Source organism: Microbulbifer mixtoriginis (SeqCode), assembly GCF_052468275.1.
Window position 1 is genome coordinate 4,532,647 of sequence record NZ_CP174341.1, and the last position, 23,244, is coordinate 4,555,890.

A 23,244-nucleotide genomic window follows, 5' to 3' on the forward strand; every position below is an offset into this window, starting at 1 on the left:
GTTCAGTCATCGATAATTCCTTAACGAACCAGCTGTTCTATCAGGCTTCCCCAGCGCTCAGTATGTTGCCAGGCATTGTAAAGTGTGATTTTAAATTTCCAGTCACGGTTTTCGAATAAATTTTGTGACATTCTCTCTAAATGGTAGAGCTTTTCATCGGTGAGTACATAGTGTCGATAGCCCGCTTTTCTTAACTGCAGACAGAGATCAGAATCCTCAAAGTCTCCAAGTACATAGGTTTCATCCAGGCCACCCACAGAATCATACAAGGCTTTGCTGATAAACATGCAGGCACCCGTAACCGCAGGTGATTCCATTACAGAATCAATATCAATCAGCCATTCAGGATTTCCCTTTCCTGGATGTTCATTCAGCCATAAATTACCAAATTGCACACTTTTGGAGAAACTCATCCCAATATGTTGAATTGTGCCATCATCAAAAACCAACTTCGGTGCAACTACGCCAACATCCTCCAATGAAGATGCTTGCTTTTCAATTCGTGATATCCAGCCGCTGCTACTTGGAATAATATCTGAGTTAAGCAATACCAACTTATCGGCACTGGCATGACGCGCCCCCAGATTATTAGCCCCGGCATAACCTAAATTACGGCCACCGTAAATTACCTTGAAGCTTACAGGGAACAATCTACTGGTGTCATAGCAGAAAGGTATAAATGCATCATAGAGTCTGGGATCATCCAGAACGTAAATCAGCTCTGTCTCGGCAAAATCAGCATCTTCTGTAAATTGTGCTATCTGGTGTAACAGAAAATCATAGCGCCCATAGAGGGGTACTATAACACTGCGTTTGGGCTCTTTAATTTCTTGACCGAACTGTATTACTTCTACTTGGGGTTCTTCGAGAAGATAGCGTCTATTCGTCCAAAGCGCTGAGAGCGCCGGACCTATATATTTTCGCATGTTCTTCTGGTATTCACGACCATCGACATTGAAGTTCACCAGCACCTGCTGACTTGCATGGGTAATATCCCCACGAATATTGGTCTGCTGAATCGGGACAACTCCCAGGCGGCCCTCTTTAGTGAAGAAGAGCAGCTCCAAGCGGGCTTTCTCTATCAAATGCGGCATAGGCACCCAAGTGAAGAAACCCGCTTTATAATTAGCTTCCGCTCTGCCTGGAAAGGCTTCCAAAACATCCGTGCGGGTAAACCGAGCAGATTCCTCAAGCAAATTTTTGCTGTAGCTACCATCGGTAGTGCGCAACACTAAACTTGCCAGATCCAGCTGACCGTCAAGTAGCCAACCAGAAAGGAATAGTCCATGGCCAGGTACTGCCAAAATACTGTCCCAGTGCCAGTTGACCAAGGTCTTGAGTTGTTCTTCCTCCAGTTTCTTTAAGCCTGGAATCTCAAAAACTCCATTGCCCATGCTCTTAAACATCGCATTAAGCAATTCGGCTTTTTCACCAGTACGCCAAGTCATGCAGTGGCCAAATAAGGCTTCGCCACTCAATTCTATGAATGGCTTTAGCTCAACCTCTTTGGTCTGACCGTCAACCCTTACGGTCATACGCAGGGGACTATTTTCTATAGCAATATCATAGGGCCACTCCACCAAAAGGCTGTAACCCCAACGACTATTTCCTTCGAAATTGAAGTGTCTATTTACATCCAGCCTGGTGGTACGCAGGGTACTATAATTTATCTTGTCGATACTTTCCGTATCAGTATCTTCATCACTGCCGATATACTCGAGTTGAAAATCCAGAGATTCGTGCTCAGGGTGAAATGCCCAGCCCTGGATCAAAAGGTGTCGCCCGGCGATAACCCCGCAAATATCCACCCATACCTGTACCTGTTCGGAGAACGTCTTCTCCGCTGTGCTGCAGGCAGCCTTAAAACGCCTTCTAATATTAATTCCCATTATCTATCTCCCACTTGCTCAGCAGTGCTGTATTGCTGGTCTATCCACTGACGATAGCTACCATCCATCACTGCCTGCCACCAGCTGTCATTCTCTAGATACCACTGCAGCGTTTTACGAATTCCGCTAGCAAAACTCTCCTGTGGTTGATAATCAAGTTCACTATTGGACTTCTGGGGATCTATGGCATAGCGACGATCATGTCCGGCTCTATCCTTTACAAAGGTAACCAGACTCTGTGCTTTCCCTGCTATTGCAGATACCGCTTTGGGGTACTTATTAGTGAGTTCCGGATTCTCAGCAAATTCTGAGTTCATTAGTTCACAAATCAGCTTAACGATGTCGAGATTTGCCCATTCATTAATACCACCAATGTTGTAACATTCTCCCAAGTGGCCTTTTTTAATTACTAAATCGATGCCTCGTGCATGGTCCTCTACATACAGCCAGTCGCGAATCTGCTGACCATCACCATAAATCGGTAGTGGTTTGTCCTGCAGGATATTAGTGATTACCAGTGGTATCAGTTTTTCTGGAAAGTGGTAAGGGCCGTAATTATTGGAGCAATTACTGGTGGTAACCTTCAGTCCATAAGTATGGTGATATGCACGCACCAAGTGATCTGATGCAGCCTTACTAGCTGAATAGGGGCTATTGGGTGCATAGGGTGTGGTTTCGCTGAAGGCGGGATCCTCAGGGCCTAGGGTTCCATATACTTCATCAGTGGAAACATGGTGAAAGCGGTGATTGTCTTTATTAACCCCGTCATCCAGCCAGACTTTTTTGGCGGCCTTCAGCAGGCTATGAGTACCGATAATATTGGTTTCAATAAATGCGTCTGGGCCACTGATAGACCTGTCAACATGGCTTTCCGCTGCAAAGTGCACCAATGTGTCAATTCTGTGCTCTTTGAGCAACGTTTCTACCAAGTGCGTATCGCAAATATTTCCTTGGCAAAAATAAAAATTAGCATTTTCCGCTACCGGCTCCAAGTTAGCCTTGTTACCAGCATAAGTTAGTGCATCTAGAACGACTACCTTATCTTGTGGGTAAGTGCTCATCCAATAGTGGATAAAGTTTGCGCCTATAAAACCAGCACCGCCGGTTACCAGTAAATTACTCATTTTTTTGACAATTCTTTTTTGGATGTTTAGAAAACTAAAAGCGTATCTTTACAAGATTAAATTTTTAGTTCTTCAGTAGTTTCTGGTGTCTATTCAGTACATGCGCCTTTCTCGCGTGTGTCACTTCATGCATATGGATGTCTACTAACATAAAGGACAGCATGATCTGTTTTTTTTATGACGCAGTCTTTTCCTGTAAAACTTTGCGTAAAACCCTGCGCCAATGCTGTGGTTCAAGATTCAGATCATTCACCAATTTAGACTTATCCAGAACACTATAAGCCGGCCTAGCTGCGGGAGTAGGGTAATCTGAGGTATTGATTGGCCTAATTTCTACATTTTTCGCTTCTGCTAGTAGCCCAAGCTCCTTGGCTTCTTCATAGATTGCGACAGCAAAATCATACCAACTAGCGGTGCCAGCATCCGTACAATGGTAGATTCCGCATAAATCGGGCTTGCCCATCAATGTGAAGATTGTCTTAGCCAATGTTTGGGTGCTCGTAGGTGTACCTATCTGATCCGCCACTACACCCAATTGATTACGTTCACACATAAGCCGAAGCATGGTGTTGGAAAAATTAGCTCCGTGGGCACTATAAACCCAGGCAGTCCGTAGAATGATTGCTTGTGGCAATACACTTTGCACGGCAACTTCACCGGCAGCCTTACTTTCTCCATAGATACCCAGTGGGCACATCGAATCCTGGGGCTGGTATGGGGTGGAGCTCTGACCGTCAAATACAAAATCTGTGGAGATATGTATTAAACGAGCCCCCATTTCGCGACAAGCTTTCGCCAAGTTTTCTGGACCTGTCGCATTAGTGGCGAAAGCTTGCTCTCTCTCTGATTCCGCCTTGTCTACCGCTGTGTAGGCAGCAGCATTGATGAGAGTATCTGGTTGGTACTTATTAACAGCTTGCATAACCTGGTCACTATCTGTGATATCCAGATCGTTGCGATCTAGCGCTATCAGATCAATACCGGCTGGTTTGCGTTTTTGCAATTCCCTTGCCAGCTGGCCATTCTTACCGGTTACTAGGATTCTCATTCACTTATTCACATTGAATTAGGTTAGGCCAGTGGTACCCGGCCCTAATAGTGGAAACTAGCGGCGATAAAGCCTGGCATTCAGAATTATATACCGGGCCCCACTGATAGTTTATGGCTATACCTTTAGGTATAGGTCTCGTCTGCAACGAGCCGTTACTGGAAAACAATCGCGTCTTTTAGATGTTTCCCCTCAGCATCTTTCGCTGAGAGCTTGGGCGCTTGGCCATTAATCAAGGGCCATTCGATCGCCATATCAGGATCATCCCAACGAATGGAATGTTCATACTCAGGTGCGTAGTAATCGGTACATTTGTAAACGAACTCTGCCTCAGCACTAGTAACATAGAAGCCATGGGCAAAGCCTTCCGGTACCCAAAGTTGACGTTTGTTTTCTGCTGAAAGCGTCACACCAACCCACTGGCCGAAAGTTGAGGAGCTTTTACGCAAATCGACCGCAACATCAAAGACCTCACCTTTGGTAACGCGCACTAACTTACCTTGTGTTTGCTTGGTTTGATAATGCAGACCACGTAGTATGCCCAAGGTAGACTTACTATGGTTATCCTGGACAAAGACTCTATCTGCACATTCCTGGCTGAATAAATCTTGCCGAAAAGATTCGAAAAAGAAACCACGCTCGTCACCAAAAACCTTTGGCTCCAGGATTTTCACATCAGTTATTGCAGTTTCTATCACTTTCATACTGTGTATTTCTTGATTATTAACAAGGCAAAGGAAAAAGGTTGTTGTTCTAGAGTACAGCGGTCAATCGATGCTGAGTTAGAGTAGAGGTCTCTCCAGATTCTAGCAACAAGCTCATTAAATATTCGCCATAACCGCTCTTCAAGAGTGGTTGAGCCTGCTTTTCCAATTGCTCGGCACAAATAAAACCTTTGCGATATGCCACTTCCTCAGGGCAGGCAATTTTCAGCCCCTGACGCCGCTCCAAGGTTTGAACAAAATGCGCAGCCTCAAGCAGGTTGTCATGGGTTCCAGTATCCAGCCAAGCACTGCCACGGCCCAATAACTCAACATTTAGTTCATCGCGCTCAAGGTAGATATTGTTGATATCGGTAATCTCCAATTCTCCACGCGGGCTAGGTTGAACCTCCCTGGCCAAGTCGCAAACTTGACTATCATAAAAATACAAGCCTGTTACTGCGTAGTTAGATTTTGGACGGGTCGGTTTCTCTTCTAAGCTAACGGCTTTGCCTTCCTTATCAAATTCTACGACGCCATAGGCTCTTGCATCGGCAACACGGTATCCGAAGACTGTAGCGCCTTCTTCCCGATCATCTGCACGATGCAAGATCTGACTAAAGTGCTGGGTATAGAAAATGTTATCTCCCAGCACCAGAGCACTTTTGTTGTTACCCACATGCTCACGACCAATAATAAAAGCTTGCGCGAGACCATCTGGGCTCGGTTGTATCGCGTAGCTGATATTAATTCCCCATTGAGAACCATCTTCCAACAAGCGTTGATAAAGATATTGCTCTTCTGGAGTAGTAATGATCAATATGTCTCGGATCCCCGCCAACATCAGAGTTGTCAGCGGGTAATAAATCATCGGCTTATCATAGACCCCCATCAACTGCTTACTGACTCCCCTGGTAAGAGGATACAGACGGGTACCGGAACCTCCAGCCAGAATAATCCCCTTTCTGGTTGAACTTCCCTTCGTGATCATCTTTTTCTCCTTGGAGCTATATATTGCTCACTACTTTCGCCTCCTCCTCTTCCTTTTTTATCTAAAGGTTATAAAGAAGAAGAGTTATCCGATTCACCTTAGAAAGACAGTACTGCAGCCGTGCCCACTGCTATACGATAAAGAATTTCTGTGACATCTTTAGTCACCTGTAGCTCACTGGAGCGCACCTCTGGCATCACCATTATTTCATCACCTGGACGCAAGATATCTTTCAGACGGTTATCGAACTTCCTCTTTTTAACCCGACTGATAGTGCCATCCAGGTGTAGGATCACCAGTTCATCTTGATTGGCGTTATTGGAGAAACCGCCGGCCATTTCAATATAATTTTCCAGTGTATGACGCGCATTAAATACCAGTGATGTGGGGAAAATCACTTCACCTACCACTGAAACCGTCGAGTTCTTCAGGGGCACCACCAGCCTGTCACCATCTTCAAGCAACATGGTTCCAGCATTGGGATTGTTAGCCAGTACCACTTGACCACGGGGTTGTGCTTTTCGTGCCTCAGCAATAAATTTCTGAATCATTGCCGCATTTTCAGACTGAGCGCCTTTTTCTAACTCAGTGTTTGGCTGTCGGGTAAGGACTTCCATCTGAAGAGCATCAAGGGAGCGTTCTAGCGCTGCACGCTGCTTCTTAGCCACGCTCTCACGGTACAACTGCACCGCAGATTGATCGGCATTACCTCGGTACTGGAGCTGTGACAAAAGATCCTCCAGCGTTGCGCCGTAGGGAAGCACATAGCTGGCAGGGCCATCCAATTCACCACTTACGGTAACGGATATCGATTTAATGTCGTTATCTCTTACCAACTCAACTCTGGCTCCAGGATAAAGCGCAGTATTTAGAGCTTCCTCTAGAGGTAAATAACTGGCTTGCTGCTGATCATCGATCACTTGGGTAATACGGGCAAAATTAGCCTGAGGATCTGGCTTGGTAACCAGTAACATCTCCCCCAACTGGGTGTAAGGACCGCTAAATTCAATTTGTGCGGCCAGTTGCACCGCGCCTTCTATAGAAACTGCTCCGTTACGTGCCCCAATTACAATGGCATCACCGTTGCGCAACTGCAATGCGGGCATGCTGCCCTCGGTGAGGAAATTGTATAAATTAACTCTTTGCAGCAGCTGATCACCACGTACAACTTTAACATCTATAAAGCTACCGCTATCGCGGTCTATACCACCAGCACTATCCAGGTAGTAAAGAATGGAGTCAGAGGAATATCCGTTATACAACCCTGGATTCTTGACATAGCCTGTTACAAATACTTTTACCGGCTGACTTGCTTCCAAATTGGCATAGGCACGTACATTTTTCTTGAATACGCCTTTTACATGGCGCAGAACAAAATCGTTGAGCTCGCCATTTTTTATGCCGGCTACATGTACAGGCCCAACCTCGGGTACAAAAATATTACCCTGCGGGTCCACAGCCAAGGTTGCACTGAAACTATAGGCACCCCAGAGCTGCAGGTTGATTTGATCACCCACGGTAATGCGATAGTCTGGGTTGAATCCACTAAAGGGCTGATCCTTAAAAGCGCCTTGGAATAGGGACTGACCAAAGACCGGCACATTGGATTTTGGAATCTCTGTAGATTCATTCTTATCCAACTGCTGGGTTTCCAGCGCCTGAGCATTTGGCAAAGCAATACTAGTCAGTAAACCTAGTAATACCCCTAGAGTTTTTAAGTTTCTCACGATCATCTTTTCGATCTTTTAGTTTGCGTATCTATTTGTAATAGTCCAGATTTTATAACGCAAAACCTAGACCAATATTGTTTTCAATAATTCAGCTGTTTTCAGCTTCCCTCTAACACTTCATCAGGAAGTAACTAATATGCTAAATCCTGTGATCGCGGATACTGGATACCAGCATCTTCACAATGCCATAAATTAATAGCAAGATAATTGCCAGGCTAGCCAGGTTATAAAGTTTGCGTGGATATTCCGCTTTCTCAGCCAACGACGGTTGGCTGACAACCATTAAGTGCTTTAGCCTTCCAGAGGCCTCCATACGCGCAGTTTCCAAAGCTTTAAGAGATGCGGCATAAGCATCGGTGGCAAACTGAAGATTCAATTCCAAATTCTGGAAGTGTGCATTCAAGCTGTTGAGGCGCTGTTCTCCCTGAGCGTCTGAGACACCAACAAGGCGCTCCTTTTCTGCGGCTATTTGTCCTTCCAGGGCATTAATTTCAGCCTGCATTGAGACAACCTGAGAGGAATCGGGGTTTAGATAGGTTTTGGCAGCCGTCAGCTTGGCACGTTGCTCGGCAAGTTTGGCCTCCAACCCTTGGATAATGCCGCTGATGCCTTTGGTAAGCTCTTCCGGGCTGACTACTTTGTTGCGGTTTTGAAAATCAAGAATTTCCTGCTTGGAAGCTCGGAGTTTATTTTGCGCCAACTCCAGCTCACTGCGAACAAAAGCCACTTGCTTATCAGCCAGCTGATTGCTAATCGCATTAACAAAATCTTCAGACTTTTGGGTAACAGTCTCAACTAACGTACGGGCGAATTCAGGCTCAAAAGCCTGCATTTCGATTGTAATAATGCCCGTCGACTCATCGTAACCAACCGCAGTATGTTCGCGGTAGTATTTCAGGTAATCTTCCTGAGTAGCGTCAGAGGTGAGCCGCGAGAAGATGTCGTAACGATCGCTTCGGTAGTAGTTACTTAACTGCAATGTCTTATCCAGATATACAGCCATATCCAAGGATTGGATATAGTTAACCACTAGGAAAGCATCCTGATTGTCAGCTCCCGCCCCAGGCAATAAGAAACCGAGAGAAGATGACATTCCCTGGCTGGAGCCGTTGTCTTTTACAATCAGCTGTGTACTGCTGACATAGCGATCCGAAACGAGGAAAAGATAGTAGGCAGACACCAGAAGCAGCGGCAAACCAACACAAAGCAGTAATCCACGCCAGGGGCCCATGCCCGAGCGGTCTGCTCCAGGTTGAGACTGCGGCTCATTCGCCGCGAAGCCTGCAAAAATACCTTTTACAACTTCAGCAGTTCTTTTTAATGCACCATTATCGGGCTTAGTCTTTTGTTCTGTGACAAGCTGCGTATTTGTTTCCATTGTCTATGCCTTAAGTGCCTGTGCGGCCCTGTTCTGTTGTTGCACCTTGGGCTTGGGGATTCCGTGCTGATAAACCTCTATGGCCTCTTCTACGGTGTCGTAAATCTGTAGCCCTTGTGGTCCGAGATAGATACCGACATCGCAATTTTTTTTCAGTTGCTGCATTGCATGGGCCACGATAATAAAATTGGCTGATTTGCGTTTTTCGGCGATAACTTGTTCACACTTGTGTTTGAAGTGTGCATCACCAACCGACATCACTTCATCTACCAGGTAGCAGTCAAAATCCACAGAAATACTCAAGCCAAACGCCAAGCGGGAGCGCATTCCGGAAGAATAAGTTTTCACAGGCGCATTGAAGTAGTCGCCTATCTCGGCAAAGTCCTGAACCCTATCCAGTACCTTTTGCCGGCTCTTACCCCAAATTCCATGAATACCACAGATAAACTCGGCATTCTCTCTACCTGTCATACTGCCCTGGAAACCACTGGCAAGCCCCATAGGCCAGGAGATGCGCTCGTTGGTAATGACCCGTCCATAATCGGGATAATCAATGCCGCCCATAATCCGCAACAGGGTTGATTTGCCGGCACCATTGCGCCCAAGGATGCCGATATTCTTACCCTCGGGGAAAACGGCATTCACATCTTTGAACAGTACCTTGCGTCCATTCGGCGTGCGGAAAGACTTGGTGAGATTGCGTAACTCGATCATTTACTGCGCACCAAGTCTTGCCATTGACTACGATAGACCAGCAAGCCAAAGCCAAGCATTACCAGTGAGCTGAAGGCTAGATATGGCAAGTTAGCAAACATTCCGTGGTAGCTACTGAACAAGCCTTCACGAGTTAACTCAATCACATGCAGTAAAGGATTCCAGGAGAGATACGGGTGGTATTGCTCAGGCACCTGTTCCAGGGAGAAAAACACCCCAGACATAAAGTACAGTGGCCTCTGGATTAAGGAACCAAACTTTGACATCTCTGGGTACTTTGCACCGCCCACACAGAGCGCCAAACTCATGCCGAAGCAAAAACACAGATAGAGAAAGTTCACAACAACCAGTAACAGGAAATTATTAAAGGTGGCAGATACTCCAAACCAAGCCAATATTCCCAGTAGCGCAACCAAACTAACCAGGTAGATTACAAACTCCAACATCACCCGGCTTACAACGGCATCAAAAGGACGCAGCTGGCGATAGTTGAATAGGCCGCGGTTGGAGTCCACAGCCGCTATAGACTTATTAAAGCAGTGAGAAAAAAATAAAAACGGCGCGATACCAGCGAGCATAAACAGCATGGTGGGAATCCCTGGGTAGAAATCTCGCCCAAGGAAGCTAAAGATCGCGGCCAGGACCATGATATGCATGGCTGGCTCCAACAATACCCAAGCATAACCCAGTTTCCATTTACCGAACCGAGTTTTCATCTCGCGTACAAGCAGCGCGTAAATCACATCCCATTGGATCTGCCAGACTGTGCGCGAAGTTGTTGGGCCCATAGCAGCTTTTCTTGAATAACTGTGAACCAGTCCCACTATCTAAAACGTGGAACTGGGATAATGATCTCAAATCCATTTGGAAGGATTTACTTCAAATAGCCGAGTGATACCTGGTAGAACTTCACTCATCTTTAGCGTGCTAGCTTCAAAGCTTGCAGAAATAGATGATGACTCCTCCTGAGTACATCAGCAGCTTTGTTGGTCAGCGCGGCATATTATCGCGGCCTTTCACCCACGTCACACCAAATTAATTACGCGCCATTACGTAAACCCGCCTGATTACTTGCTTTACAACAAGTCGCAGAACTTACACAGATTAAAATCCAGTCTCAATGTGCGTCTGGTGCCTGTCATCAATAGGCAAACCGATAGCTTCTACTTAGCCCTCCTCCTGAGCATTCACTTCCTTCAAAAGCTTTCTAGAAGCGCCGTACTATTTTTATACGAATCGATCTGATTTTATACGCATCCAGAGGGAAGACTCGAGCTAGCCCTAAAATTTTATCCCCAGCATGCAGGGTGGCTTTTGGAGGTTACTTCTAAAAAATAGTGGAGTGACCCAGATTCCAAAGGCTCCTCTAAGCCTCCTTAGGAGTATGTAGCTTGTGCTGAACGCAAATATGAAAGAGAGCAGGCTAGCACTTAAATACCCAAGTGAGTACTCGCCAACCATCTAAAAGTTATACCGACCTCACAGGTCGGCAAGTAATCAGTACGAAAAATCTCCAACCGGTTGAAGACCAAGATCTACAGGCGAAGCCCATTTTCAAAAATGACTTGAAGCTATTGTACAGTTTTCATGAGGTAGCTAGACCGAGCACCTTGAACTTGGCCATGGTTACCAGTGAGCTGGCAAAGGCCATCTGCCTGCCACCAGAATTATGAATGTACAAACGTACCAGTCTAGCAATTAAGAAATTTTGAGCGCACGGGGATCAAATCTTAAAGATCTTTCGAGCTTTACTCCTACTTTAACAGCATGCTCCATGATACTTACCAGCACTGAAGTCAAACCTTCAACATGGAAATCTGTCACGATCTTAACTTGTGCGCTGTCGGCGTCACAGAAAACACAACTCTAGCCTTCTTAGAAGTTTCAATTTTAACGGCTGTCAATGTATAAAGCATCTCAACATCCGTGTTAGCACTTGAACAAAGATATGTGGTTAACGATGGTCAGCCTAGGAACGGGCTAGACCTGTTGTCAGGTTGAGAGCAGATAAAGCAGTAGTCGAGTAAGGAAATGGGCAGGCCTAAAAAGCCCCGCATGGTGGGCGACACAGCATTACCGGGAAACCTCTAGCCTGAACCGCGCCAGGGAAAGCTGCTGGCGCTATCACTGCCCGGATGGTTCCTACAAGATCTTCAAAGTTTCCCTTGTAAATGCTCAGCGTATGGCGAAGCAGACCAACGCTCATCGGGACGATAACGTGAAACGCAATCTCAGTAGAGTACCCGGTAGAGCCTACTTTGCACATAATGTTGCACGATATATGGAATGGTGGCTAGAGAGTCACCCACGCTTAGTCAACAAAGCCAGTTGGCGTAATCGCTGTAACGCACTAAAGCGGTTTGGGGAGAGATTTGAGGCCATCCACATACACAAGGCCAAACTCGCAGATCTGCGCAATTGGTGGGAATCCCTTACCATTCACTAGCGCATACACGCCGTAGAGAATTTAATTAATTCTTTGATTTCTTAATGGTAGAAGGGTTGTGCAAACTGGAAAGCAATCCATTTACCACCGCCGATGATCGCCCGCGTCTACTAGAAAAAGGCAGACCCAACAAGAGGCGACAGCGCCTCAGCCTGGAAGCTTACTGGGCTATTTATGAAAAGGCTAATGGTAGGGGTTTTTAACATAGAAAGCCTTGATCAAATAGGGCATCAACTATGTATTAAATTACGATTCGATCTGAGAAGGATTTTATATTACATCCCCTAAACATACTTCGAAGTTAAGATGTAGATTTTCACTAATCGCATATCATTATTTGAGTTGTTCATAGGGATTGGATACTGTATATCTCAATGCATGAAAGACTTATCGGAAAAGCATAATCAACTATAAACCAATGTAGGTCCGCGTCTTCAATAAATATCTATTTTTTCTATCAAATAGCTTTAGTAACTGCGATATCTGATCTGCGATAAGTACTTTTTTATTGCTCCAACTGGATTTTGAATGTCCTTTAATTGCATTTTAAAGGACTAGACATTAGCCCTGAAATTTACAGATTCTTGAGGTAAATCCAGCTCTTGATCTCGGAGGTTAGTTATAGTTTTCTCAACTTCTTCTACTTTATCAGCAGCAGATAGAACATTCTCTTTTGCACTGCCAATTTTTTTAGCTTGAGTCGACCAACAGTAGTAAAGTGTAGAGTTTCGTGGATCTTCTGGGTAACTAGGAAGAATCAGCTCATCAAGAGCTTCACTAAACGTTTTTTAAACCGCAGTTATGCGAATCTTACACTCTTACAAAGCCTCATATGAGCATCACAGAAATTGAATCAATAAATTAAAGCTGACAACAAGTAAACCATTGTAAATAAGCTCATTACTCAGATCCTCTCCAGAGAATCGAAACGCAGGCGGAAGATAAAGCCCATCCCAACAAAAAAAAGCATCAACCCTTGGGCTAACTTATGAATAGAAAGGGCTAGAAATTTCAGAAGAAAAAAAGAGCCCTGAAGGCTCTTTTTTCTTTCTTGCGAGTTTGTGTTCACGTTTATGTTCACTTGACAAGAAGCCGTGAGATTCTTCTCGCAAACCCTTGATATGCAAGGGAAATATTGTGAAGTTAAGCGGGATCAAACCGCTTATCTCAACACTGCCAGTCTTCAGCACACAAAAAGATTAGTCATTGTATCTTAAACGGAAACTGCCCTATTCCAACCTCAAGCAGCTCACTCATCTCGTTAATAGCGTACAAATGTCTTAATTGTAAGCTGTACATGAATGATAAATTTTTTGAATATGAGCTTACTCAGTATTGACCAATATCTACATGGCCTTATAAATAATCGTTGCAGTAATTGAATCAGCCGTAAAAGGCCTGGTTAGTTTTCCTTATACCCTTGATGTTTCCACTAATGTAGCAAGTAGGATGTACTTTATATCCTCAATGATATAAATACTAGAGCCAGCTTGGATTTACTGTTTCTGATAGAGACTAAGAATTTATTTCTAAGCTGCCAGGATTAGTGTTTCACATGACTAAATCTTTGCTGCCCTATCGATGCTTTCAGGGCGGCTTGATTTCCGCCCGTATAAAGCTGAGAAACCCTAGCAGATATTTATATATCCACTCTATAAATCAACGGGTAATTATTTCCGTTGCCATCCCTACAACCCTCTAAACCGAAACCTACGGTAGCAGATTTTGCAAAATATGCAGATAATAAAGATGAAAACTGCTCTTTCGTATCATGTGCATCTGTCCCATCATTGCGGTCAAATTCTATGACCACATGGTTGCTGGACCCCGAAGCGCAGCCTTCCGCTACTTCACCACCGCTAGCATCTGGTGAGAATTTAATAACTGCATAGTATTTATAGGTAGTAATACCTTCAATGGTTTTATCAGGCTCAATTGTACTTGATGCAAAGCTGTTACCAGACAGTAGCACCAAGAGTAATCCGAAGGATAGGTCAAACATTTTCATAAAAATTAACACTCCTTAATACATAGCTCAATCAAAGTGACAACATAATAATATATTAACCAATAAAATTATGAAAACCTTTCCTGCTACTTTTTGTACTGCAATATTACCATATATTGCTACCAAAGCTTCGACTTAGGTAGCACCATGACTACTATTGACCTTTCTATTTTTTTTCATGCTCTTCAACTCGAAAATAAAATTCAAATAATCATTTGTATATGATTTATCCTGGCTTAAACCACATTTCCTCAAGATACGCCATACTCGACTGAGATTTACATTCCTTGTAGTTTTCATATAACAGTAAAATTAACGTAGCAACATATTATTTAGCCCCCACTATCGGAGGGCTAAACTTAAATCTTATTTAGTATTTTATATTAATTTATAAAACCAATATCCTAACCTGCCGTATCCCAAACAACCTCTCCATTTGTGAAATTAAAATGTTGTCCAGCATTAGGGTTAAAATCAGGGATTGTATACTCTGTGGGTGATTTTTTGGGGCAACCATAGCGTGCTAGCTTATCCTTATTCAGATCAAAACCCAATATATTAATTCCTGAAATCAAATTACAAGCTGAGAAAAAGGAATTTAACATTGGCCATTTCGTATATGGAATTACTCCGTGAGAGCCAAATCCTGGTAGACTGCCGCTGCTGCCCTCTGCCATGCCATATATGCTGCCCAAACTTTGTGAAAATTGGAATGGCGTCAATTTTTCATATGTAACCGCTGCAACTATCGCACAAGAGTTGTTTGCCTCAACCTTAATTTCATTTTCACCAATAAATGAACCGTCATATACATATGAGAAAGAACCAGTTACTTCACCTTTAGATCTCCACTTATACTCCCAATCGTGCCAACCCTTATCATAAAGCTCTACTGTGGCGGGTCTTCCATTTAGCCCAACGGCTATACCGGTTGTTTCATTAAGAACACTTTCTGCTGCAAAAAAACCAGCCCCGTATTCTTTTCCTTTTCGAAAATTTAACAAATTAACAGATCTATCAATTTCATAGGCATCCCAAATAGAATTATCCGGCAACTTGCGCTTTAACAGGTCAAGATTTACTGGGTGTAGAGCACTTTCCGCATTCCAATTAATTGCCCCTTCCTTCGTTGTATAAACAATATTATCATTTTTTACAGGAATGAAGAACATAGGGTCGGAAGCTGCGATTGGAATATATTTAGGCTCACCAGATACAACTATTACCTCATCGATTTTTCCATTATTCTCTGGATATAAATTTTCTACGTTCTCTCCACCTATCAACTTATCTGCATTTGACGAATAATATAACCCCCCATCCGCCACCGTAAGAACACCACCATTGTAAGATCGAACCGCCTGAATGGCCTTTGAAGTATTCTCAATAAATTTACTACCTGTTGAACTAATAAGATCATTTATAGATCCAAATGATCTTATATCCCCCTCCTTAGTTTGAGCAAAAATATCTCCATTAGCGTACCCAATAAAATCATACATGGTAAAAAAATAGGACCCCAAAGGTCCTGAGGAGTTAAAAACATCGACACTAAGAGCGCCAAATTTTTCCCTCAGGATAAGCACCTTTGCTTCATCTTCAACCTCTACGACACTTGGCCGTACAGAAAAATTATCAAAACTTCCAACATTACCTAACTTTATCGTGCTACCGCCCCCACTCAGGTCCAATGCATTAGGGCTATAAAACACATCCCCATTTTTAACTACTGAGACAACACCAGCCTCTCCCAAAGAAGAAATCCCATAAAAATACTCGCCAGGTGCGTGCATTTGAACTGAGCCAGCCCCTCTTAAGTACTGTGGTGCCACAGAAAAATTAACACCACAGTTATTTACGCTACCAATTACCCCACCATTATACTCAGCTAAAATCTGATCATATGTAGAGGCCAATACACTATTTGATATAAGCGACAAGCAAATCGCAGAAAAAGTTTTATTCATTTTAAAACCACATACATTTTTAATATAACCTAAAGCAGAAAAATATTAATTTCTCTCCAGATTAAGCATCTTAATAATCTACATCCACTCTGTAGATAGTTGGATAACCTAATGATTCGGAGGTACAGCCACTAATACCGAATCCTACTTTTTTCTTTGCTGCAGCTGCAGCAAGTATTGACGAATACATTTCTTTAGTGCTTCCATCGTCAGTAAACTCTAATATAACTTGCTCTTGAGTGGCATGGGCACAGCCTTGAGTATTAGGGAAACCAGGTTTAAAATATACTACTGCAAACCCTTTGTAGGTCTTAACTCTGTAAATTTCTCGATCAATTGGCACCTGATCATTCCCTGCATAAGCACTGCAACAAAGAGCAACTGGCAACGCAACCAATAGTTTTTTCAACATATATTTACCTTCATTTAAGAAAAATATTTTGAACAATCAGTTAAAATGCATCTTTTAACTGAAGGGTATCTGAACAATTATTGACACCCTTAATTTTGAACCCGATTTAAAATAAATGCCTGAAGCGAGACTCTAATCTTTAAAAAATAACACATAATACAAATAAACCAAGAGCCTCATCGAAGATAGATAAAGGCCACATCTACACTGAAAATAGGTTAGATATTCTTGGCAAGCTGCACCTAATGGATTCATCAAGCATTTCTCACGACCACTTAGATTTTTCTTTTAACACAACCTAAATATTAAAAATATATATCCCCAAATTAAAACAAATGAATGAACACTTTGTTTTTTGAATAGCTCAGTCACTATTGTCTTACGTAAAATGTTTGAATTACTGGTGCTCCAGATAAACACTCTGCAGTATTCAAATCACTATATCCAATATTTACTGTTTTTTTAGCCGCTAAGGCTGCTAAGGCCGCAGAAAAAACCTCTTTATGAATTTCACTATCATTGATAGAGATTCTGACTTGAGTTTTATTTGTACACGGACTATTAATAATGTTAGGAGAAACATCAATAAAAATGGTTTTTGTAGATTCACTAATTCCCACCCCCGAAATAGTAACATCCTGAGTAGCTGACAACGCAAAACTAGACCAGGACATAAAAAAGAATAAAATACCCAATCTCATAAACACACCTTAAAAATTAAACTAAGAAATTTATTGTAAATTTTTCCTCGGACCACAGACTCTCACTTCAAAAAATTTCAGAAGCAGACAAAAACGTTATGTAGTCCTTGCTAGCAAAAAAGCCGATGAATTTTAGCTTTTTTACGGGGCTTAATCTAGCATTTTTTACCCTCAAAACCTATAAAAATAGAATTTACTACTGCAAATGAAGTCTAAGTGAGTCGTTCAAAGAAGTGCGCACTCACTAAACCCTCAATATCATTACAACCAGAAAAATTATGCATTTTAAATACCCAGTCAGCTCAACAATCATAGAGAAATATTACAAACCATATAAACCCATACGCACCAGCAGCCGCAGTCACCCCTAGATTTTCACAACAACTAACACACTTGGCGCTACCGAAAGAGGCTTATAGCTCTTGAAATAACACTAGAAGCTGTTTCATAACTTCTTTAGCGTAATTAACATGCAGGCAATATAGAAAAAAGCTCTGTATGAAGATAAGTAGCGATCCCACCTAACGACTAAACGACGGTAGTTCCCTAGCCATGCAAAAGTTCGCTCAACTTTCCAGCGTCGCACATATCTCCTAAGCTTTCTGCCATCTTGTTTCGAAGGTTTTCTTCTATTCCTACTGTGAGGGAAAATCAGATCAATTTCACGGCGGGCCAAACTATGGCGTAGTGGATCAGAATCTGCAGCCTTGTCGTACACTAGTCGTCGAATTTTTGTATTTTCATAGGTAACATCGAGTAGTGGATGTAAAAAATTTACTTCTCCTGGTGAGGCCGAAGTAACGGTGCCTCCCAATGGAATACCTTCACCACCGACCACCACCATCCGCTTTGTACCCTTGCCCCGCTTAGTTTTTCAGACTTCTGCTCCCCTTTTTTGCTAAAGCAAAGCTACTATCCGAAAAGACTTCTTCTCAATTAAGCAGGGATCTTTGATCGAGCTGTCCGAGAAATTTTCTCCAAGCCTTCAACCAAGCGCCTTCTCTTCCCAAAACTGGAGCCTTCTCCAGCAAGTACCCGGCGAAGGGTAAGATGGGGGAGATCCTTCCCTTCCATCGTGCTCCTGAGCGCAAAATCCACAAGATACCTTCAAAACATGCACAGTTATCAATGGGTTTGGGACCTCCTTTTCCACGTTTTAGCTGGGGAAGGCAAGGCTCAATCAATTTCCACTGGGCGTCGGTTAATTCTGACTTAAATCTACTCACACTTACTGGTCTTATCATTCCATGAAGTCGCAAGAATAACTGATTTCAAGTTACGAAACAGCTTCTAGCAGATCGAAGTCCTCAACGGCCAGAACTATTATTGTATAATTGCTCAATTACTCAACCGATACAACAAAACTGTCTATCTAGAGCAAAAATGCTTTAGTCCTTAACACACAGTGGGTGCTCTCCCGCAGACATTGAAACGTGGGGGGCGGGCTTGCGTGTTGTCGCCATGAGGACGCAAATCAATCACTAACTGAAAAATGCAAACTCTGAAAAGATACCCCAACACATGACGCTGGCGAAGTACATCAAGAAAGTTAGCTACTCAATCATTTATTGCTTGATCAGATAACCTTACTGACAGCCTCATCTACCACGAAAAGCCACAATCGCATGAGTCCCGAGGTGGGAGTGAAGCACGTTCCAGGCCGCATTGATATTAACGGGCGCCCAGTATTGTTGATAAAAGCCAAGGATAAGATATCTAGCTGGCGGCATTGGTGGGCGATCATCCAAGCTGTTAACCACCCACGGAACAAAAAAATAAGCAGTCAGTGAGCCTAGCGGTGAAATGGATAGATAAAGCAAAATCAGGCACTGTATAATACCATAAGCTTCGGTAACGGATACTAATTTTGGATCACCAGCCGATCGACTAAATATAATTTTTAAAATTTATTTTACTAAGCTGTAGCACTCCTAAGAACGGAAGTTAGATGAGAATGCCAAGGGGTTGTTGAAGTGTTTCTTCCCAACTAGATGAGAGTGGGCAAGCTCTCGAAAACCAGATTGACCATTAGGTCTTCCGTATCAATGCCCCGCTGAGAAAAGTATTAAATTACTGGATCCCATTAGAATTTTAGCGGGACTGTTGTGGCCCTGGAACTGAACAAATTCAACTTTACCCGCTCAGCCGAGGACAAAAGAGTGGCTATGCCCAGCTCTGTTCCTTGCCCCTACTGGCAGAGATCAGTATTGTCGCTGCCGTTAGGTTTCTAAGCACCCACTGTGAAAAGCAGCAATTGTAACAATCTGGTATACCAATCTCTCCTATAGCAGAATAACCCCCTAAACTCATAGGTATTAAATCTTCAGTATATCAGCTTTCTCGGCCAGGCTATCATCACCTGTATAACGGGCCCTGGTTACGCTATTCGCTTTTAATATCGATGCAACGGTAGCTAAAGGCCCCACAACATAGCTGTAACAGCCCGAAGCAACAAGACCAAGCCAGCCTCCTGAACGAAGAAAAGCAACTATTGACCCAGTCCATCCGCGCCAGCGAATTCGGGCACAAGCCAGTGATGCTCAACATCATTAACGATATGTGTCTCAGACACCCCACTGTTGAACCCTTTTTCGACGCCCTATAACAGACAGGCACAACTACACGCAGCGGCCAGGGGTTTGCCCTAGTACACCATGGAGGGCTGTCCAATGAGTAAGCTGGTAAAAGGAACAGCCTGGGCCAAAGAGCAATTCGAAAAGTCTCCCGCCCCGGCAAAGATAAAATCCCCGAGTGGATTGTGGCCGAGCATATCCCCGGCTAGATCATCACCGAGGAGCCCTATTTGGATGCCGACAGTTCGCCATACGCGATCACAGCGGAAAAACCCCAGCACAGAACACCGCCGCCAACGCTGGTCAGCCCAGAAGCGGGTTAGACCTGTTGGCAGGCTGAGAGCAGATTAAGCAGTAGCCGAGCAAAGAAATGGCCAGACCTAAAAAGTCCCACATATGGGGCGATATACCACTCCCAGAAAACCTCTACCCAGATGCTCGCGGCGGGGAAAAATATTGGCGTTATCGTCGCCCAGACCCGAAGGATAAAGTCTTCTCTGCATCACCTGAAGAAGCAATCCGAATGGCCGAGCAAGCCAATACTCAGCGTGGTTTGAAGGTAGAACGCAAGCCAGCAAAAGCTCCTGATAGAGCTAGCTTTACCTACCACGCTGCATGCTATATAGACTGGCACATTGAAAATTACCAACGCCTATCCAACAAGTCCATCTGGCGCAATCATTGTAGCGCCCTGAAAAGGTTTGTCGGAGACTTCGAAGCCATCTCTATACATAAAGCCAAATTAGTAGATCTACGCAAATGGTGGGAATCTCTCACCTATCACCAACAGCACGCACACCGCGCCTACTGGACGATTAAAAAACGCTAACGCTTAACCCTGGAAGCTTACTGGACCATCTATGAAAAAGCCGAGGAATTAGGCTATGCAGCGCTACAGATTGCTATGGGTATCAGTATGCTACCCACCATGCGCCGCGCCGATATTTGTGAGCTGAACTTTGAGAAACAACTGCAAGGTGACCACCTTCGCAAAACGATTAATAAATCTGAAGCGCAAAGGGGTAGCCTCGCCGCCAGCCATTTGAGTTTTAATTTAAAAACCCACCAACAACTTGACAAACTTATTAGTCGCGCCAGAGAATTCAGCCCAAGAAATTACCGCTGCCACTACATACTGAGTCATATACCTATGCAACGGCGAACGGGAAAAATTAAAGAGCATGTTTGCCAAGTAATACCCGACCGGTTAAGTGATATGCTTACCGAAGCCCGCAACGCTACCGGGCTCTATATCGGCTTCCCCAAAAACCAAACGCCACCCAGCTTCCATGAAGTGCGCAGCCTGGCCTCAGACCGGTTTAAGCGAGTGTGATTCGACGTGCAGTCATTGCAGCAATTGATGGCACATACTGATGAGCGGGTTACTCAGTCTTATTAAGCGCGACACGGTATTGATTATGAGGAGATTAGTATCTATTTGGATAGGCAAGTAATAGGAAGGGAGTTTTAATAGGGGAAATTTTTAACACTAAGATAAATACTAGTCCAGCACCTAGACTAGTTAGAATTATAATAAATTTACTAAAGCTCTATTCTGCCCAAAGTTTCAATATTATTACTGGGCTCTAAGTAGCATATCTTCTTTGATCGGTTCAGCTTGTAATAGCCAAGATTTTTCATGACTCTTCATGAGGCCTCTTAGGTAAACAATACACCGTTCAGAAGGGAAAATTTGAACCCAATTCGCTTACTCATTATTCAACAAGCCAATTTCGTGGGCAATCTCCACGATTGGTTGGTACATTGAGTTATCGGCTTTGATAAACTCTTTACGAGGAAATGCGGCAAGTAGTTTTGGATCACGCATATTCAAAATCGCCTGTTGTACCTTGTCTGTGAATCCATCACCCCAGGTATCATCGACATCTCCACGAATTGTCCAGTTGTAATCTGGATATCCCGGAGTTTTCCAGATCACTTGTACTTTACTCTCATCCACTTTGCCAGCTTTCTTTTCATTCTCCCACACTTTGTGATTCAGGGCTCCAACCTGATATTTCCCAGACTGCACATGATCCAAGGTATTGGAATGGTGGCCACCAAAACCAACGTGGCTAAACACATCGGCTGGAGACTTACCGAATGCCTTTCGGATAAAATATTCCGGCATTAGTCGTCCAGAAGTAGAGTGTTCTGAACCGAAAGTAAACGTCATACCCTCTATACCACGGGGAAAGTCTTCTGACGGTTTGAGTCCGGTGCTTTTATTGGCAATAAAGTAGGAAGTAAAATTTTGATCTTCTTCACCTTGAGCAATGGCTTTGGCGCCAGGATCCGCAATACGAGCCTGCACCCCAGTAAAACCACCGAACCAAGCCAATTGAACTTTATTATTTTTAAAAGCTTCGACCGTATCGCTATAAGACTCTACTGGTAAGTACTTAACCTCAACCCCTAGCGTATCAGATAAATACTGTGCAACTTTGCCAAAACGTTTCTGTAAGCGTACCGGATCCTGATCCGGGATGGCAGTAAAAACAAACGGCTTTATATTTTCTTGGGAAAATATGAGGGATATGCCGAATAGCATTATGAGACTGAGAATAGACACGGTTAAACGTTTTAACATTCTATTGGTCCTCTATAGATCCACAATTCGAAACTTATAGACTAAAAGTAAGGGAGTAAATATAAGTGTTATATATAGGTCAGAAAATGTAACCAAATTGTATGGTGTTATTTAGGTTTATCAAGAGCGAGATATATTTTCACCATTATAAGTATTATCTAAAATGTTAATATAAAGACGGCGGGGAATACTTTGACGGAGGTATACGGAGGCGAAAACCTGCACCACTTTGCGCAGATCCCCTTTCCTCCGTTGATTACCCTGCTGTAATCCAAGCTACCACAGGGGTTTAGCCGGGTTATTTTAAGAATAGCTAACCGTTATAGAAGCGATCGACGATAACGCCCCACTAACGCACAGCCAACCCCGCATGCTTGATGCTTGATGCTTGATGCTTGATGCTTGATGCTTGATGCTTGATGCTTGATGCTTGATGCTTGATGCTTGATGCTTGATGCTTGATGCTTGATAATGTGAGCGAAACAACCTCACATAAAATGTACAATGTTGATCGCCGGCCTACAGCATTTGCATGGCATGTCACCATGGACAACCATTACAGCCCATGGCGTAATTAGTATTGAAGTTTTCTAACTCTTTAAGTCTCTGAATTGTCCTTTCTGACAAACATATATTCATTCGAATTGCCTGCCCATCACTATAAAAATTGCAATCGGAATCTCTAAACTTGACCCAAGTTCTCTGTGTACTTACAAGTCTTTTCTTATGGGTTTTATTCTCTAAGCCATCTAAATATTGCATTAGCTGAGAATATTCTTTATTAAGAAATTTATCACTTTCATTATAAACCTCTGAAAAACAAACCTCAATTTCTGGATAGTTTGTAAATCCTCCGCATTTCGCAAATTCCGACATTAAATTCTCAGATTGTTCGCCAGCATAAATTATTGGCACATAAAATATAAATATGCTAAAAAAAACCTTCAGAAATCGGTGCATCTTATTTTCTCC

The 23,244-nt window shown here is 43.4% G+C and carries 19 protein-coding genes and 1 pseudogene; 3 read left to right on the top strand and 17 right to left on the bottom strand.

The features are described 5' to 3' along the window. Nucleotides 1–20: 20 nt before the first annotated feature. The 9 genes from ACJJIC_RS19790 to ACJJIC_RS19830 form a co-directional block, all read right to left on the bottom strand. Nucleotides 21–1,889, bottom strand: coding sequence for a glycosyltransferase family 2 protein (locus ACJJIC_RS19790; protein WP_445357720.1), 1,869 nt, complete (start codon nucleotides 1,887–1,889; stop codon nucleotides 21–23). After that, nucleotides 1,889–3,013 carry a dTDP-glucose 4,6-dehydratase gene (rfbB, locus tag ACJJIC_RS19795; protein WP_444888127.1) on the bottom strand — a complete coding sequence of 375 codons (1,125 nt, stop codon included), beginning with the start codon at nucleotides 3,011–3,013 and terminating at the stop codon, nucleotides 1,889–1,891. Before rfbB ends, ACJJIC_RS19790 begins: the two co-directional genes overlap by 1 nt. Nucleotides 3,014–3,188: 175 nt before the next feature. Continuing rightward, nucleotides 3,189–4,061, bottom strand: a complete 873-nt coding sequence (gene rfbD / locus ACJJIC_RS19800; RefSeq protein WP_445357721.1) for a dTDP-4-dehydrorhamnose reductase — start codon at nucleotides 4,059–4,061, stop codon at nucleotides 3,189–3,191. Nucleotides 4,062–4,216: 155 nt separating this feature from the next. Next, nucleotides 4,217–4,765, bottom strand: coding sequence for a dTDP-4-dehydrorhamnose 3,5-epimerase (gene rfbC / locus ACJJIC_RS19805; RefSeq protein WP_445357722.1), 549 nt, complete (start codon nucleotides 4,763–4,765; stop codon nucleotides 4,217–4,219). 49 nt (nucleotides 4,766–4,814) lie between these two features. After that, on the bottom strand, nucleotides 4,815–5,753 hold the full coding sequence (gene rfbA / locus ACJJIC_RS19810; RefSeq protein ID WP_445357723.1) for a glucose-1-phosphate thymidylyltransferase RfbA: 939 nt from the start codon (nucleotides 5,751–5,753) through the stop codon (nucleotides 4,815–4,817). Between the two features lie 98 nt (nucleotides 5,754–5,851). Then, nucleotides 5,852–7,486, bottom strand: a complete 1,635-nt coding sequence (locus ACJJIC_RS19815) for a polysaccharide biosynthesis/export family protein (RefSeq protein WP_444908812.1) — start codon at nucleotides 7,484–7,486, stop codon at nucleotides 5,852–5,854. 136 nt (nucleotides 7,487–7,622) lie between these two features. After that, on the bottom strand, nucleotides 7,623–8,861 hold the full coding sequence (locus ACJJIC_RS19820) for a KpsE/RkpR family capsule polysaccharide export protein (protein ID WP_444908811.1): 1,239 nt from the start codon (nucleotides 8,859–8,861) through the stop codon (nucleotides 7,623–7,625). A 3-nt stretch (nucleotides 8,862–8,864) separates the two neighbouring features. Next, on the bottom strand, nucleotides 8,865–9,575 hold the full coding sequence (locus ACJJIC_RS19825) for an ABC transporter ATP-binding protein (protein WP_444908810.1): 711 nt from the start codon (nucleotides 9,573–9,575) through the stop codon (nucleotides 8,865–8,867). Further along, nucleotides 9,572–10,363, bottom strand: a complete 792-nt coding sequence (locus tag ACJJIC_RS19830) for an ABC transporter permease (RefSeq protein ID WP_444908809.1) — start codon at nucleotides 10,361–10,363, stop codon at nucleotides 9,572–9,574. The genes ACJJIC_RS19825 and ACJJIC_RS19830 overlap by 4 nt, the downstream gene beginning before the upstream one ends. 1,394 nt (nucleotides 10,364–11,757) lie before the next feature. On the opposite strand from ACJJIC_RS19830, the gene ACJJIC_RS19835 reads away from it, so the two are divergent. After that, the gene (locus ACJJIC_RS19835; protein WP_444908808.1) at nucleotides 11,758–12,021 is read left to right on the top strand and encodes a hypothetical protein; all 264 of its coding nucleotides are present in this window, start codon (nucleotides 11,758–11,760) and stop codon (nucleotides 12,019–12,021) included. Nucleotides 12,022–13,660: 1,639 nt separating this feature from the next. Here the strand turns inward: ACJJIC_RS19835 and ACJJIC_RS19840 are convergent. The 6 genes and pseudogenes from ACJJIC_RS19840 to ACJJIC_RS19865 form a co-directional block, all read right to left on the bottom strand. Next, a complete protein-coding gene (locus tag ACJJIC_RS19840; protein WP_444908807.1) occupies nucleotides 13,661–14,029 on the bottom strand; it encodes a hypothetical protein in 369 nt (122 codons plus the stop codon). Between the two features lie 404 nt (nucleotides 14,030–14,433). Further along, nucleotides 14,434–15,996, bottom strand: coding sequence for a hypothetical protein (locus ACJJIC_RS19845; RefSeq protein ID WP_444908806.1), 1,563 nt, complete (start codon nucleotides 15,994–15,996; stop codon nucleotides 14,434–14,436). Between the two features lie 70 nt (nucleotides 15,997–16,066). Then, nucleotides 16,067–16,408 carry a hypothetical protein gene (locus ACJJIC_RS19850; RefSeq protein ID WP_444908805.1) on the bottom strand — a complete coding sequence of 114 codons (342 nt, stop codon included), beginning with the start codon at nucleotides 16,406–16,408 and terminating at the stop codon, nucleotides 16,067–16,069. Between the two features lie 371 nt (nucleotides 16,409–16,779). After that, complete coding sequence (locus tag ACJJIC_RS19855; protein ID WP_445357724.1) at nucleotides 16,780–17,109, bottom strand: hypothetical protein; 330 nt, start codon at nucleotides 17,107–17,109, stop codon at nucleotides 16,780–16,782. A 445-nt stretch (nucleotides 17,110–17,554) separates the two neighbouring features. Further along, a pseudogene (locus tag ACJJIC_RS19860) lies at nucleotides 17,555–17,965 on the bottom strand (transposase); the annotation flags it as partial. 76 nt (nucleotides 17,966–18,041) lie between these two features. Then, nucleotides 18,042–18,353: a transposase gene (locus ACJJIC_RS19865; RefSeq protein ID WP_444908803.1), complete on the bottom strand. Its 312-nt coding sequence runs from the start codon at nucleotides 18,351–18,353 to the stop codon at nucleotides 18,042–18,044. A gap of 1,699 nt (nucleotides 18,354–20,052) precedes the next feature. On the opposite strand from ACJJIC_RS19865, the gene ACJJIC_RS19870 reads away from it, so the two are divergent. Both ACJJIC_RS19870 and ACJJIC_RS19875 read left to right on the top strand, forming a co-directional pair. Beyond that, nucleotides 20,053–20,511, top strand: coding sequence for a phage integrase Arm DNA-binding domain-containing protein (locus tag ACJJIC_RS19870; RefSeq protein WP_444908802.1), 459 nt, complete (start codon nucleotides 20,053–20,055; stop codon nucleotides 20,509–20,511). Between the two features lie 75 nt (nucleotides 20,512–20,586). Next, nucleotides 20,587–21,015, top strand: a complete 429-nt coding sequence (locus ACJJIC_RS19875; protein ID WP_444908801.1) for a hypothetical protein — start codon at nucleotides 20,587–20,589, stop codon at nucleotides 21,013–21,015. A gap of 375 nt (nucleotides 21,016–21,390) precedes the next feature. On the opposite strand, the gene ACJJIC_RS19880 is transcribed toward ACJJIC_RS19875, so the two are convergent. Both ACJJIC_RS19880 and ACJJIC_RS19885 read right to left on the bottom strand, forming a co-directional pair. Beyond that, a complete protein-coding gene (locus tag ACJJIC_RS19880; protein WP_445357725.1) occupies nucleotides 21,391–22,272 on the bottom strand; it encodes a putative selenate ABC transporter substrate-binding protein in 882 nt (293 codons plus the stop codon). Nucleotides 22,273–22,812: 540 nt separating this feature from the next. Beyond that, the gene (locus tag ACJJIC_RS19885) at nucleotides 22,813–23,232 is read right to left on the bottom strand and encodes a lysozyme inhibitor LprI family protein (protein ID WP_444908799.1); all 420 of its coding nucleotides are present in this window, start codon (nucleotides 23,230–23,232) and stop codon (nucleotides 22,813–22,815) included. Between the last annotated feature and the right edge of the window lie 12 nt (nucleotides 23,233–23,244).